Origin of the sequence: Rhizobium herbae, from assembly GCF_019511375.1 — a bacterium.
Taxonomy (GTDB): Bacteria; Pseudomonadota; Alphaproteobacteria; order Rhizobiales; family Rhizobiaceae; genus Pararhizobium; species Pararhizobium herbae_A.
Genome location: NZ_JAEUAO010000003.1, coordinates 643,372 through 657,302, shown reverse-complemented (window position 1 = coordinate 657,302; position 13,931 = coordinate 643,372). Strand labels below are relative to the sequence as shown.

Sequence of the window (13,931 nt, the reverse complement as noted above, 5' to 3'; positions counted from 1 at the left end):
TAAGCGAATGGCCTGCATAAGTCAATGCAAATGCGAACCATTTGCAACTGGCTATTTTCAAACCCGCTACCCTTGGCTAGTGTTGAGACCATGAAACAGAACAAGAATCGGGTCGAGGAACTTGAGGGTGTCCTGCGCGACGGCGGCGTACGCGTAACGCGTCAGCGCGCCGCAATTCTGAAGATTCTCGCCGTTGCCGAAGACCACCCGGATGCCAGCGAACTGCACCGTCGGGCAAAAGAAATCGATGCAACCGTCTCGCTCTCGACGGTCTACAGGACGCTGTCTGCGCTTGAACAGCAAGGCGTCGTGCAACGCCATGCATTCGAAAGCGCCACGGCTCGCTTCGAAACCGCGGACGCCCCGCACCACGATCACCTGATCGATATCGATACCGGTGCTGTCATTGAATTCCGCTCCGACAAGATCGAACAATTGCAGGCTGAGATCGCGGCAGAACTCGGCTACGACCTCGTGCGGCACCGGCTGGAACTCTATTGCCGCAAGCGCAAGCACTGACGAACCGTTCAGCAAGCACACCGAGCACTGGGGCAAGGCCAGAAATCCCTTTGCCATGGGTTTAGCGCCGCTACCGGCGGCATTAAGGTTGCTTCCAAAATGGCAATCGCATAGATAGCGGTTCGCATCCGTCTTTAGGTTCCAACGATGGCGATTCCGTCATTTGACACCCAAAAACGCACAATTATTGCTCTGCCGAGCCTCCGGATAAGCCAGGCCGCTACAGCAAACAGCAAGTAGGATCTACAATTTATGTCCAAAGCTCGTGTGATGGTCGACGGCTACAATCTCGCCTTGGAAAAAGGGACCGGGATTGCCACATACGCCCGGAATTTGAGTAACCAACTGACCGAGCTTGGATATAAGGTCGACTTGATGTACGGCGTACGCTCATCGACCGGGAAAAACGAACTTCTTGCGGAAGTGAGCTTCTTCGATCCATCGGTCAAGCCGATCAAGACAAAGGAAATCGTCAAGAGCCTTTTAACGTCGCCGTTCGGTGTAACGGCCAAGCAGGTCCCGATCACCGGTAAAGTCATCCCCAAAAGATCAGCGGGTGCCCTACCTGCTCACGACCGGATTTACAATTCGCGCAATCTCTATGCGATGGCCCGTTGGCATTTTCGCACCTATGGTCAATTCATGAATGTAGATTACTCTGGCCGTGCTGGTATTGCGCACTGGACCTATCCCATGCCGGTCAAACTCAAGAGCGCAGCCAATCTGTATACGATCCATGATCTGGTCCCAATGCGCCTCCCCTACACGACGCTCGACATCAAGAACGAGTTTCTCAAGCAGCACCGGCACATCGGGAAAAAAGCGGATCACATCGTCACCGTTTCTGAAGCTTCCAAGCGGGATATTATCGAGCTTCTCGGCGTTGACGAAAGTCGCATTACGAACACTTATCAGGCCGTCAATCTGCCGAGCTACATTCTGAACCGGCCGGAGGACGAAGTCCGCGAAGAGGTCTCGTCGATCTTCGGCCTCGAGCATCGTCAGTATTTCCTCTTTTTTGGCGCGATCGAGCCGAAGAAGAATGTTGGCCGGATTATCGAAGCCTATTTGGCCAGCCATAGCCAACACCCACTGGTGATCGTCGGTCAGTTGGTTTGGAAGGATGCCTCTGAGCTTCGTCTTGTCGACGCTCTGCAGGACACCGAGAAATCGCTTCTCAAGAAACTGATGCTAGGCCCCGCGACAGATCGCCCCGCAAAGACATCCTCGGTGATTCGTCTGGAATATCTGCCTCTTAATCTGTTAACGTCGTTGATCCGCTGTGCCAGGGCGGTGGTATTCCCTTCGCTGTACGAAGGATTTGGCTTGCCGATCCTCGAGGCGATGCAACTAGGTACCGCGGTCATTACCGGTAGCGAAGGCGCAAACCCGGAGATCGCCGGCGACAGCGCTTTAATCGTCGATCCGTACAACGTCAATTCCATCTCACAAGCTATGAAGACCATTGCACATGACGATGGATTGATGGAGCACTACCAGAGAATGGGTCACGAGCGCGCGAAACTGTTTTCTCCGGAAAAATATGCCGAGCGTCTCCAGAACCTCTATGCCAAGTTCAAGTGAGGCTCTGTGAAAATGTCTGCGACGAACTCGTATTGAAGAAGTCAGAGCACCGATGAACGACCAGAAGCCTTCAGTGAATGACCTTCTCGCGAGGGCGCGGGACGAAGCGCAAATGATGGCCGACAAAAAGGCCGCGGCCCTTCTTCTCGAAGTGTGCGCCGCCGCGTCTACACTCGTCGCAGAGCAGGAGAGCATAAGGAAAGAGGCTTTTCGCGATGGTATCCGCGGGGCCGCCAAGGTGATCCGCAACCGGCAGGCAGCACCCGGGTCAGCCCTTTCGGAACTGTTCACAGGTGACGGGACCAACCCCGACCTCTTTGCGGATGAATTGGCAAAAATAGCCGCCAGTACGGCGGTCACGGTCAACGATCTGCGCAAACTCCGCCAGAAAGTAAATGCCGCGCCTGAGGGCAGTGACGAGATCGATGACGAGATCAGGCGCATCTATTATTCGGTGATGAGCGATCGCAATCCGACATCTGCCGACATTCTGCCGCCAGGCTCTCCATCGAGATCGCTCGACGTCGCCACATTCGTCATCGAAAAGATCCTGCGCGAGGGTTGGTGGACGCTCGGCAACGGCGGAGTCAACACAGGCGACAAACCCGTCGGCAAGGTCGGGTTAACTCCGGCTCAAAGCTCCAAGCCGCAAACCGCTGCGACAGCGCCCTTGACGCTGCTTTCCGCGCTGATACTGACTTTGATCGAAAGCAGCAAAGCCCGCTGACGTACAGAAGCGGAACGCATCGGTCACGCGGCGCCCGCGCGGGCATCATTTCGCCGCGCGCAGCTTGTCCTTGCGCTTCAACTCGTTAACGTCGTGCTGTAGCATCAGGTTTTGAAGAACCGGATGATCCCAGATCGTCTTCCCCGCAGGCGCCGTCAGGGGCGCGAGATCGAGCGGGAAAGCGTCGAGAAGCGCTTGCGCATTGAATGCCTTAGGTACCCAGGTCCGATCGATCGCACCCATCAGGTCATTCCAGTCGGTCAGTTGATGGCGATCCTGTGTGTAAACGGGTAGTTCCGTCAGGCCCAGCCCGCGATAGAGGTCGATGAATCGGAGATCGAGATCGCAGTTGGCGTCCAGCTTTCGGACATTGAGTCCTTGATTTGGTCCGTGCGTCGGAAAATGCAGACACGGAATGCCATAGCTTTCGGCAAAGACGATGCCATGAAGGCTGGTGGACACGATGCGCTCACAGGCCAGAATTTCGTCGATTTTGTCTTTGATGGAGGTCATGCTGATCGGCGTCACCGTGTTGATGAGGTGGATGTCGTCCTTCAGGCTCTCCGGGATCGCATAACGCTGGAGTTCCTGCTTCAGGTGAGCCTCGGTATCGCGATCCGACAGCTCGGACAGGTGAACGATAACGCCCAGCTTCCATTTCTTTTTCGGCGTCGGCGCATAGAAGCGCGGCAGCAGCCAGACGGGGTCGCCATAGACACCGACGGTGCCCTCCGGCTTGCCCGTCAGCAGACGCTCCGACAGCGGGCCACGTGTCGCTGTCACATTGAACCCGGTCTCTCCGGCGACGGTGAAATCCTGTTTTTGGTCAGCTGCAGCTGATGGGTTTTTCCACGGCGATGCACCGGTTCCCCAGAACCAAACTTCGCCGCCTTCAAATCCATGGCCGATCGTCCCGACGCAGGCCATCCGCAGAGACGTCGATTTTGATGGGATGCGCTCGACATCACGTCCAGACAGAAGTGCTACCATCACAGCGCTGAGCGCATCACCGATGTTGAGATAATCCATGTTGGACGTGGAGCCAGCCCAGGACAGCGGAACCGTACCATGACGACGCACATATTCGGCCAAGCCGTTTGATTTCCCGCCTGTTGCCTGTGCTCTAAACGCCTTGAAGATCGACTTCACCAAGCTTCTCCTGAGATGCTGTCATGCCGCTTCGTACGGGCCCTTTCGCTTTTCTGCAAGACGGAATTGAATCCTCCTGAAGCAGAAATGCGTTTGAGCGCAGGCGGCCAGTTGTACGCAGCCGGATGACAAGACGCCTTATTGTCCCGTCGAACACAAAGCCGGGGTGAATTTAAACACCCCGGCCAATTTTCTCGCGACTTCTCCCGCCAGGCGAGCGAATGGATCGATGCACACGATTTTCTGTGGCATCCGGGCGCTGACATCGCGATACTCAAGTGACTGACCGACCGACAACGCGACCATGAGGAACCGACCACAACATGACGAAGAGCGGCTTGAAGGATAGCGGGGAGACTCATCCCTCCCAGCTGATAGATGCGAAAATAAGGGAGCTGAGCGATTGGCGTGGCGAGACGCTCGCGCGGGTCCGCGGCCTTGTCAGGCAGGCCGACCCGGAAGTAGTCGAGGAGTGGAAATGGAGAGGAGTTCCGGTGTGGTCCCACACCGGTATCATCTGCACCGGCGAGACCTACAAGAATGTCGTGAAGATGACCTTCGCCAAGGGCGCCGCGCTGGAGGACCCTAAAGGCCTCTTCAATTCCAGCCTCGAGGGCAACACCCGGCGCGCCATCGATTTCCACCAGGGCGACAAGATTGACGAAGAAGCGTTGAAGGCGCTGGTTCGTGCCGCCGTCGCACTGAACACCTCGGTGCAGACGACAATGCGCTCTCGAAGAAAACCAAACAGCGCTTGAGCTGCTTCGTGGCGCACCTAACCTTGATTAGAGTCCGTCCCATTGAGGACGGACGAATGAATAAGCAGAGATTTACGGAAGAGCAGATTATCGGTGTTCTGCGAGAGCAGGAGGCTGGCGCGAAAGCGGCTGATCTCTGCCGCAAGCATGGGATTTCCGAGGCGACATTTTACAACTGGAATGCCAAATACGGCGGCATGGAAGTCTTCGAAGCGAAGCGGCTGAAGGCGCTTGAGGAAGAGAACGCCAAGCTGAAGAAGCTGCTCGCCGAGCAAATGCTGGATGTGGCCGCTCTTCTCTCTTGGAAGTTCAGCATAGCGGCCATTCCCTTTCGCTCGATGTCTCCCGATTGGCGTGCCGCATCGCCGATGTTCCTCCCCAGGTGGCCTGGTGGTTCGCTTTCATGAAGACGTACCAAGCCACCAATCCCCATAACCGCTTTGCCCTGCCGCTTACGCGCTGAAATCAGGCCGAATTGCTCGCTCGACCGGACGTTCTCGGTTCTGGAACCAGATTATAAGGAGCACACTGACGTTCGCTCGACCAGTTTACAAGGCACAACGCGACTGCTCGGAGGAGCCTTGCTTCCCGCCACCACGCTATTCAACAATTCCGCGCCTTCCCGACCTAAATCGTAATAAGGTAAGGCCGCGGTGGTCAGTTGCGGCTTCAGCGCCAGGGAAACCGTGCGAAAATCGTCAAAGCCAACAATACTGACATCCTCGGGGATGCGGAGACCCAATGCCATTGCCGCGATGTAGATTTGGATGGTCATTTCGTCATTGCCGCTCATGATTGCAGTCGGTCGATCTTTTTGTTGTAACATCTCTGTCGCAACGGCATAAACGTAGTTCTTCTCCGCTCCAACCGGTCCTTCCATGCCCAGGCGGATACTGAGGTCGCTCTCTGCAAGACCAAAGTCTCCAGCGGTTTTCCGGAAGGCATCGAGTCGCAGTTGCGCACCCAACAAGATGGGATTGAGCCGGATGTAGCCGATCTTTCGATGCCCCCTGTCAAGCAGATAGCGGGTAAGATCTTGCGCGCCCTGGTAGTCATCAGGCACGATCGACGGTAACAGTTCGTTCGTCTGAGGCGTGCAGTTGATCATCACCGTGGGGATGCTGACATCGCCGGTTTCGGGGTCGACGATGCGATGAAACATCGTTACGTAGAGAACACCGTCGATGCGATGGGATTGGAACATCTTCCAAATTTCCGCCTCCCGCTCGGACGCGCCGCCGGTGTTTGCCATCAGGATAGTCTTTCCGTTTGCATTTGCCCAATCCTGGACTCCGCGAACGATATCCACCGAGTAGGGCGTGGTCGACACATAATCCGTGATGATGCCGAATGTGTTGGAGCGACTTGAGCGGATGAGGCGCGCGGCCATGTTCGGCACGTATCCGAGGTCTCGAATGGCCTTTTCTACCCTCTCCCTTGTCTCCTCGGTCACATAAGGTTCGCCGTTAATCACCCTAGAGACAGTTTTGTTCGAAACCCCCGCCACTTTCGCGACGCTGACTATGCTCACCATGTCCGCAAATCTCCGTGTTGAGATTCGTTTTAAACCAGACGCATGACAACGTCGACATATTTTTCTGACAACGTCGACATTCCGTATTGACAACGTCGTCATACGAAGATTACCTTCGCATCAAGAAGGAGGCTCAGCGCAAGTGCCACGAGCCAGATGGGAGGAATTGATGAAGAAATTGCTTGGTGCTAGCGCACTCGCGCTTGTTTTTATGGCCGCTACTGTCAATGCGGAAACCATCAATATTTTGGTCGAAGGCGGCGGCGAAATGCTGCAGAAGGCGGTAGCCGAGAAGTTTACCGCCGAGACCGGCATCGAGGTGAAGTTCACCGTCGTCCCCTATCAGGGTGTCTTTGACAAGTTCTCAGCCGAGATCGCTTCCGGTTCGTCGGCCTTCGACGTGGTGACAATTGATGTCGTGTGGAATGCGAAGTTTGCAAGCCATGTCGAAGATCTCTCACCTCTTTTCACCGATGCGATTCGGGCAGATTTGCCACCTGCTTTACTTGCAGACGCAAAGGTGGGTGACAAATTGATCGGCATGCCCGGGTGGGCAAACGCCGAGATCGTCTTCTATCGCAAGGACCTCTTCGATCAAGCGGAGGAAAAGGAGGCGTTCCAGGCAAAGTACGGCTACCCCCTTGCTCCTCCCACGACCTGGCAGCAATGGCGCGACATCGCAAAATTCTTTACGCGTGACAAGGACGGTGATGGCAAGGCCGATTTCTGGGGCACCGACACCATTGGCACGTTTTCAGAGGAATGGATGGCGCATGTGCTGCAGGCGGGTTCGCCCGGCGTGATCCTCGACAAGGATGGGCAGGTCATCATCGATAACGAGGCACACAAGAAGGCACTGGAGTTCTACATCGCGCCGCACTGCACAGATCACTCAGTCCCGGAAAACGTCAATGAAATCGGCTGGGGCGAGGCCCAGAACCTCTTCTACCAGGGCAAGACGGCGATGATGAAATTCTGGGGTCACGCCTACAAGATGACGCCCCCGGACTCCAAGGTCAGCGGCAAAGTTGGCGTCGCGCCGATGCTGGCTGGCGATGCTGGAATCGCAGCCATTCCCGGTCCCTGGTACAACGTTGTTCCGTCGACCTCCCAGAACAAGGACGCCGCGAAAAGGTTCATCGCTTTCGCGATCGCCAACAACGCTTTGGGCATCGAGGCCCCACTCGGTCTCGCCGCGACGAATTCCGCTTATCGCAGCTATGCCGGCAAGCCCGGTTATGAGCATTTCACCCCGCTTCTTGAAACACTGAGTGCTCCTGCGACGCAAGGTCGGCCGATGAACGAGAAATATCAGGAAATAGTCGACGAAGCTGTGCTACCCGCGGTGCAGCAGGCACTCACCTGTAAGGCGGATGTCGGTGAGGTCCTCACGGAAGCGAAGGAAACGATTGAGGACATCCTCAACTAGCCTCGGACATTCCTCAACATCGCGGGGGGACAATATGCCACCCGCAGTCCTCAGCTTTCGGAGACGGACATGTCGGGTGAAGACCGATTCGTGTTTTGCATGCTCGCGCCTGCGGCCGCCATCCTTGGCCTGCTGGTCGCCTATCCTGTGGGGCTCCTGGTATTCGATTCCTTTTTCAAGGTCGATACGATCACGCCCCATATACGCGAATGGGTCGGCCTGCAGAACTATTTCGATGCCTTGACTTCGAAACGCGTCGTGGAAAGCGCTCTGCGGACCGTTCAGTATTCAGTCTTCGCGCTGTTCTTCGAGTTTACGTTTGGCTTCTGTGCGGCGCTGCTTTTTTCGGCGCTTGCCGGTCAATCGCGGTGGCATCGCACGATCTTCGCTCTGCCGTTGATGGTTCCGCCAATCGTCGCGGGTCTACTGTGGCGATTTCTGCTCGTCGGCAATATCGGCATTCTGAACTACGGGCTCGTCCGTTTGGGTCTCATAAGCGATCCAGAAGCGATCGCATGGTTGTCCAGCGAAGATATCGTCATCTATTCCGTTTCCTTTGCCGACATCTGGCTGACGACCTCCTTTGTCGCACTTGTGTCCTATGCCGGGCTGACGAACATCCCAAAGGACCTGCTGGAGGCAGCACGGATCGACGGGGCGAATGCGCTCAAGCGCTTCTGGCATGTCACTCTTCCTCTGATGCGGCCGGTGATCGCCGTCGTCGTGATCGTGCGGGGTGTGGATGCTGCAAAGACATTCGACTTGATCTGGATACAGACACAGGGTGGTCCCAGTCATGCTTCTGAGGTGTTCTCGATGAACATCTACCAGCGCATGGTTCGGTTCGGCGATCTGGGCGAGGCTTCCGCGTCCGGAACTTTGTTTCTCATAGTCATGATGATCTTGGCGGCATTCTCCTATTGGAAGATATGGAGGCCGGTACATGCATAGAGCTGCACGCCTCAATGTCAGCGGAGTCCTGATCAACGCGGCAGCCCTCGTGCTGGTGCTATCCTACGCGCTGCCTTACATTTATCTCCTGATGACCTCCATAAAGCCGGCGGCTGATGTCCAGCAGATCCCGCCGAGCTTCTTTCCGGCTGTCGTATCGTTCGAGAACTTTCGCGAAGTGCTGCGGTCCTCAACCTTGCCGAGAGCCTTCGTCAATTCGCTCACCGTCGCGGTGCTGACGACTGCTCTCTCGCTGTCAGTGGCCGTTACTGCTGCTTACGTTGCCACGCAGTACCGGCGCCGGGTCACCACCATTTTCCTACTCTTCGCACTGGTGACCCGTATGGTGCCGTCGGTGGCGCTGGGAGTGCCGCTGTTCCAGCTTTTGAAGTCGCTGGGTTTGCTCGATACAATTCCAGGCCTGGTCCTCGCTCACACGTCGGCCGCGGTACCACTGGCGCTGCTACTCATGTCCGCCTTCTTCGAGGGGGTACCGAAGGAGCTCGAAGAAGCGGCGCGCATGGATGGCTGCACACGATTCCAGGCGTTTCGAAAGATTATCCTTCCAGTCATGACCGGGGGCATGGCGGTCACCGCGCTCTTTACCTTCATCACAAGCTGGAACGAGTTCCTCTACGCGCTGCTGTTGACGTCGGAGGCGACCAAAACGGCTCCGATCGTCATCGCCGAATACAATTCGGTCTATGGGCTTGCCTGGGGCGCGATGACAGCTGCGGCCGTACTCTACTCGCTGCCGGTCATCATCGTAACGCTCGCACTTCAAAAACAAATCGTCGGCGGCCTGACTTTCGGCGCTGTAAAGGGATGAGGAAGGCAAAGGCATGGCCGGCATAGAACTATGCAATATCAACAAGGTCTACGGAAACAGCTTTCACGCTCTGCACGATCTGAGCTTCGACATCAGGGATGGCGAGTTCATGGTTTTCGTCGGTCCGTCAGGATGTGGAAAGTCGACGGCACTCAGGATGATCGCTGGCCTGGAGAGCATTACTAGCGGTGAACTCAGGATCGGTGACAGATTAGTCAACGATGTCGATCCCAAGGATCGCGACATCGCCATGGTCTTCCAGTCTTACGCGCTATACCCGCACAAGACAGTGCGAGAGAACATTGCCTTTCCCTTGCTGATGGCAGGCCTGCCGAAGACCGAGATTGCCAGCCGCGTAGACGAAGCCGCACGCATCCTCGAACTGACGGCTTTGCTCGACCGCAGGCCGGCACTTCTTTCAGGAGGCCAGCGTCAGCGTGTCGCCATGGGACGAGCGATCGTCCGCAAACCGGCGGCATTCCTGATGGATGAACCGTTGTCGAACCTCGATGCCAAGCTGCGCGTGCAGATGCGCGCCGAGATCGCCAGCCTCCAAAGAAAACTGAATGTCACTACGATTTACGTGACCCACGACCAGGTCGAGGCGATGACGATGGGTGACCGCGTAGCTGTCATGAAAGGCGGCGTGCTGCAGCAAGTCGACACACCGCAAAACCTGTACAATCGCCCTGACAATGTCTTTGTCGCCGCTTTTATCGGATCGCCCTCGATGAACTTGTACGAGGCCGTTCTGAATGGAACGACACTGACCTTGGGCAGCAACAGTTTCGAAATCCCTGACCGGGTTTTCGAATACCGCCCCTCCCTCGGCGGTGCGTCTAGCCGTCGGGTCATTGTCGGTATCCGGCCCGAGCACATGAACGACGCCGCAATCCGGCCTTCTTCGGCCGAGATCTCGGCGCCGGTCACTCTTGTCGAGGCGCTAGGTTCTGAATCCATGGTGCATCTGAATATCGACGCACCTCGGGTGGATGCTGGCGACCCGGATGCCGTTGCCGACATCGGCAGCAAAAAAGCTGCTGTAGCCCGTTTTTCTCCGAAGAGCCTCGTACGCGCAGGTGACATCGCGCGCATCGCTGTCGATGCCGAAGAACTTCACTTCTTTCAACCCGACAGCCGCACCAGCATCTGGTGATGGTTCGCGGACTTTTGTTCCAAACCCGAGCGAGATAGCCGGCTTAACGCGTATCCCAGGCGGCTTTCGCACGACAAGCCCGTCAAGAACATCGGTCAGGAAATGGCCGAGGAGAGATGAACAATGGCAAGTGAAAACTTTTACGACGTAACATGCTACCCCGCAGGAAACCCCTATGAGGATATCGGATCGGTCATCAACAGCATCATTGCGGATATTAAGAGCAGGCAAGCGGTTCCCGACCTGAATGATGGCGGAAAACCTGGAGCAGTCATCTATATACCACCAGGCGATTATCGTCTTGTCACTCAAGTCTTCATAGACGTGAGCTATCTGAAGATTGTGGGCTCTGGACATGGTTTTACGTCTTCGAGCATCCGTTTCAACTCACCCGCAAACGAACTGGCACAGTGGCGTGAAGTGTGGCCGGGCGGAAGTCGCATACTTGTGGACATTTCTCCAGAGGCCGCCGATGGTGAGGCTGCTGGAGCCGCCTTTTATGTGAAGCGCGCCGGAAATCCTCGTATAAGCTCCGTGGAGTTTGCTGACTTTTGCATCGATGGCCTGCACTTCATTGACGATGGTTCGGAGCAAAATGATGCGGAAAATACATACAAGAATGGCAAAACGGGAATTTATGTAGGCAGCGCCAATGACTCATTCCGGATAACTGGGATGGGTCTAATCTATCTGGAGCATGGCGTTACTGTTCATGACGCGGATGCGCTGGCGATAGACAACAATTTCATTGCGGAGTGCGGCAACTGTATCGAATTGAAAGGTATGGGGCAGGCCTCAAGAATAGCAAATAATTTTGTCGGAGCCGGATATCGGGGACACTCCATCTACGCTGAAAACTATGGTGGCATTCTAGTATCCTCAAACAATGTATTCCCCCGAGGAGCTAGCAGTGTCTATTTTTCCGGCGTGGTGCGTTCTTCGATCACAGGAAATAGATTCCATTCCTTTTATCCCGGAATGTTGGTTTTTGCCGCCAATTGTTGCGAGAACTTGGTCTCCTCAAATCACTTTTTGCGAGATCGCGAGCCATGGGCGCCCATGCAGAAGTACGATAACGGCCTGGATGATCTGTTTGGACTTTTGCAAATTGATGGCAGCAACAATTCTGTAATCGCGAACCACATTTCGGAAACAATAGATGCTCAATATATCAAACCTCTCGCCGTAAAGCCTGTGATAATTAATGTTGTTTCCGGCAGCGGCAATTACATAGCCAATAATCACATTGTGGCAACGACCGAAATATCTCAAATCAATGATGCACAAAACAGCGCCTGCTTTTCAACACAAGTTGGGGCGCTGCTTTCAACTGACAATTTGAAGGTACTCGAAGTAACGACAGTATTGGTGAAAAAGGGGTTGGTACGGAATACCGTCCTAGATTCAGGCAGTGACGAACAGGTTGAGATGGACAGAACAATGAATGCATTTAGGGGCACTCCAGTTCCTAGGCAATAGTTGGCAGTTTCAATGTAGACCGAGGGGAACCTAGATCGTCTCTCGAAAATTCAGTGACTATTCGGAGTTGTGTTCATGACCAACCAAATGGAAAACGGGAAGGTGGCCCGTTGATGAAGCAAAACCTATTCCTGCCCTCGGGTTACCGCTTGGAATTTTGGGCCGCGGGCGACGGCTTTTTTCGTATCAACATTGATGGCAAAACCGTTTGGCAGGTTCCGGCATCTTCCATCCATCCGGAGTTTTTCACGTATCACCACAGGGAAGCTTGCGAGGTCACCATTGTTACCAATGCGCCGGACGCTGTTCTTTGGGCATATGGATATCAGCCTCAAACCGTCAACGAGACCGGTATAACAGTGTTTGAATTTTCGGAAAGAGGGATCCTTCAACGCACCGGTGCGGAAATTGAAGATTGGCTTCGGTCCGATCCGGCTCGTCCTGCGCTCCATTTCTCGCCGATCCGGCATTGGATGAACGACCCCGTAGGTCTCTGCAAGATCGGCGAGCTATGGCACCTCTTTTATCAATTCCATCCCAGCGGCAGTGATTGGGGACCGATGCACTGGGGACATGCGACGAGCCGTGAGCTGGTCAATTGGCTTCACATGCCGGTATTTCTGCATCCAGAGCAGAACCTGTGGCGTCTCGGCGCCACAGGTGGTGCATTTTCCGGCAACGCCTTTCGGGATCGAGATGGGAGCCTGATGTTCTTTTACACCGAGCGCCTGCCCGCCTATGACCTTTTCAAAGGTTATCGGGAGATTCAGAAAATAGCGCGCCCAGATCGGCGGATGATCAAGGCGGAAGGCATTGTGACGGTGTTGGAGGAGCGTCCCCACGGGGTCGAGCACGACTTTCGAGATCCAAAGGTTTGGTGGGACGACGCAGCCAACGCCTATCGCATGATACTCGGCGCGTCGATCGAGGGCGATCCCGCTGTCTTGTTGTTCGGCTCCGGCGATGGCCTCGATTGGCAGTATCTTAGGCCGCTCTACCGCGCGCCGGCGAACTTCCGCCAAGAAGGCGCACGTGCGGTAGAATGCCCGGATTTCTTTCCGCTGGAGGACAAGTGGGTTTTGGTGATGGGCTTTGTTGGCCACGTCGAGCCACGAACACGGCGCCACAATCTTCTTTACGCGCTGATCGGTGAGTTGAACGACGGCCATTTCGTGCCCGACACGCCGGAACTGCAATTGCTGGATTTCGGGACTGACTATTACGCGATGCAGAGTTTCGAGGCCGATGGACGTCAGATCGCGTTTGCCTGGCTTTTCAACTGGGAATACCGCAAGCCCGAAGGTTCATCCTATTCCGGCGAGATGTCCCTGCCGCGCGTTTTAAGCCTGAGCGAAGACAAGAAAAAGCTGCTCATGCTGCCAGCGATTGAAGTCGACGAGCGCTGTGCCGCCGACCCTGTATTTGAGAACCAAAATGGCCAATACTTGCTGCCGAAAGCTCCCATTGAAATCCGGCTTGCGGGGCCGCTCGAAGGCAGCAAGCTTGTCGCGACGAAAGGTGGCGAGCTTGCTTTCGAGGTGAGCGTTGCCGACGGCATCCTTTCGATTCGCCTTGCCCAGGACGACGGTTCACTCCACTATGTGGCGGAGCTCGGCGAGGCGAAAGACCTTCGTCTTTTTCATGACTTCGGAATCGTCGAGATATTCGCCGACGGCGGAGCGGTTTGTGGAACGCGCCGCGGCTACGTGAATATTGACCCCGATCGCCTGGAAATCTCGACCCCTGCATCAACGCAGGTGCTTGGAAGGTATACGAAACGATTCTCTGCTGTGGCGAAGCGCTGATTGACATGATC

General features: G+C 55.5%; 12 protein-coding genes and 1 pseudogene. 11 read left to right on the top strand and 2 right to left on the bottom strand.

The features are described from left to right. The first annotated feature begins 90 nt into the window (after positions 1–90). The 3 genes from JNB71_RS16180 (at position 91) to JNB71_RS16170 (ending at position 2,830) form a co-directional block, all read left to right on the top strand. Positions 91–519, top strand: coding sequence for a Fur family transcriptional regulator (locus JNB71_RS16180; protein WP_018329220.1), 429 nt, complete (start codon positions 91–93; stop codon positions 517–519). A 252-nt stretch (positions 520–771) separates the two neighbouring features. After that, positions 772–2,103, top strand: a complete 1,332-nt coding sequence (locus JNB71_RS16175; protein WP_223215873.1) for a glycosyltransferase — start codon at positions 772–774, stop codon at positions 2,101–2,103. 112 nt (positions 2,104–2,215) lie between these two features. Continuing rightward, positions 2,216–2,830, top strand: coding sequence for a hypothetical protein (locus JNB71_RS16170; protein WP_220372796.1), 615 nt, complete (start codon positions 2,216–2,218; stop codon positions 2,828–2,830). 45 nt (positions 2,831–2,875) lie between these two features. Here JNB71_RS16170 and JNB71_RS16165 read toward each other — a convergent pair whose 3' ends face one another. Beyond that, positions 2,876–3,979, bottom strand: a complete 1,104-nt coding sequence (locus JNB71_RS16165; RefSeq protein WP_346657278.1) for a polysaccharide pyruvyl transferase family protein — start codon at positions 3,977–3,979, stop codon at positions 2,876–2,878. Between the two features lie 323 nt (positions 3,980–4,302). On the opposite strand from JNB71_RS16165, the gene JNB71_RS16160 reads away from it, so the two are divergent. Both JNB71_RS16160 and JNB71_RS16155 read left to right on the top strand, forming a co-directional pair. Beyond that, positions 4,303–4,737, top strand: coding sequence for a DUF1801 domain-containing protein (locus JNB71_RS16160; protein WP_220372795.1), 435 nt, complete (start codon positions 4,303–4,305; stop codon positions 4,735–4,737). A 56-nt stretch (positions 4,738–4,793) separates the two neighbouring features. Further along, positions 4,794–5,033 (top strand): annotated as a pseudogene (locus JNB71_RS16155) (transposase); the annotation flags it as partial. 218 nt (positions 5,034–5,251) lie between these two features. Here the strand turns inward: JNB71_RS16155 and JNB71_RS16150 are convergent. Continuing rightward, positions 5,252–6,271, bottom strand: a complete 1,020-nt coding sequence (locus tag JNB71_RS16150; RefSeq protein ID WP_220372794.1) for a LacI family DNA-binding transcriptional regulator — start codon at positions 6,269–6,271, stop codon at positions 5,252–5,254. Between the two features lie 169 nt (positions 6,272–6,440). On the opposite strand from JNB71_RS16150, the gene JNB71_RS16145 reads away from it, so the two are divergent. The 6 genes from JNB71_RS16145 (at position 6,441) to JNB71_RS16120 (ending at position 13,920) form a co-directional block, all read left to right on the top strand. Continuing rightward, complete coding sequence (locus JNB71_RS16145; protein ID WP_220372793.1) at positions 6,441–7,700, top strand: ABC transporter substrate-binding protein; 1,260 nt, start codon at positions 6,441–6,443, stop codon at positions 7,698–7,700. A 69-nt stretch (positions 7,701–7,769) separates the two neighbouring features. Next, positions 7,770–8,651, top strand: coding sequence for a carbohydrate ABC transporter permease (locus JNB71_RS16140; protein WP_220372792.1), 882 nt, complete (start codon positions 7,770–7,772; stop codon positions 8,649–8,651). Continuing rightward, complete coding sequence (locus tag JNB71_RS16135) at positions 8,644–9,480, top strand: carbohydrate ABC transporter permease (RefSeq protein WP_220372791.1); 837 nt, start codon at positions 8,644–8,646, stop codon at positions 9,478–9,480. The genes JNB71_RS16140 and JNB71_RS16135 overlap by 8 nt, the downstream gene beginning before the upstream one ends. Before the next feature lie 13 nt (positions 9,481–9,493). Further along, on the top strand, positions 9,494–10,636 hold the full coding sequence (locus JNB71_RS16130) for an ABC transporter ATP-binding protein (protein WP_220372790.1): 1,143 nt from the start codon (positions 9,494–9,496) through the stop codon (positions 10,634–10,636). 123 nt (positions 10,637–10,759) lie between these two features. Next, entirely contained in the window at positions 10,760–12,115 is a 1,356-nt protein-coding gene (locus JNB71_RS16125; protein ID WP_220372789.1) for a NosD domain-containing protein, read from the top strand. A gap of 113 nt (positions 12,116–12,228) precedes the next feature. Then, complete coding sequence (locus tag JNB71_RS16120; RefSeq protein WP_220372788.1) at positions 12,229–13,920, top strand: glycoside hydrolase family 32 protein; 1,692 nt, start codon at positions 12,229–12,231, stop codon at positions 13,918–13,920. The last annotated feature ends 11 nt before the right edge of the window (positions 13,921–13,931 follow it).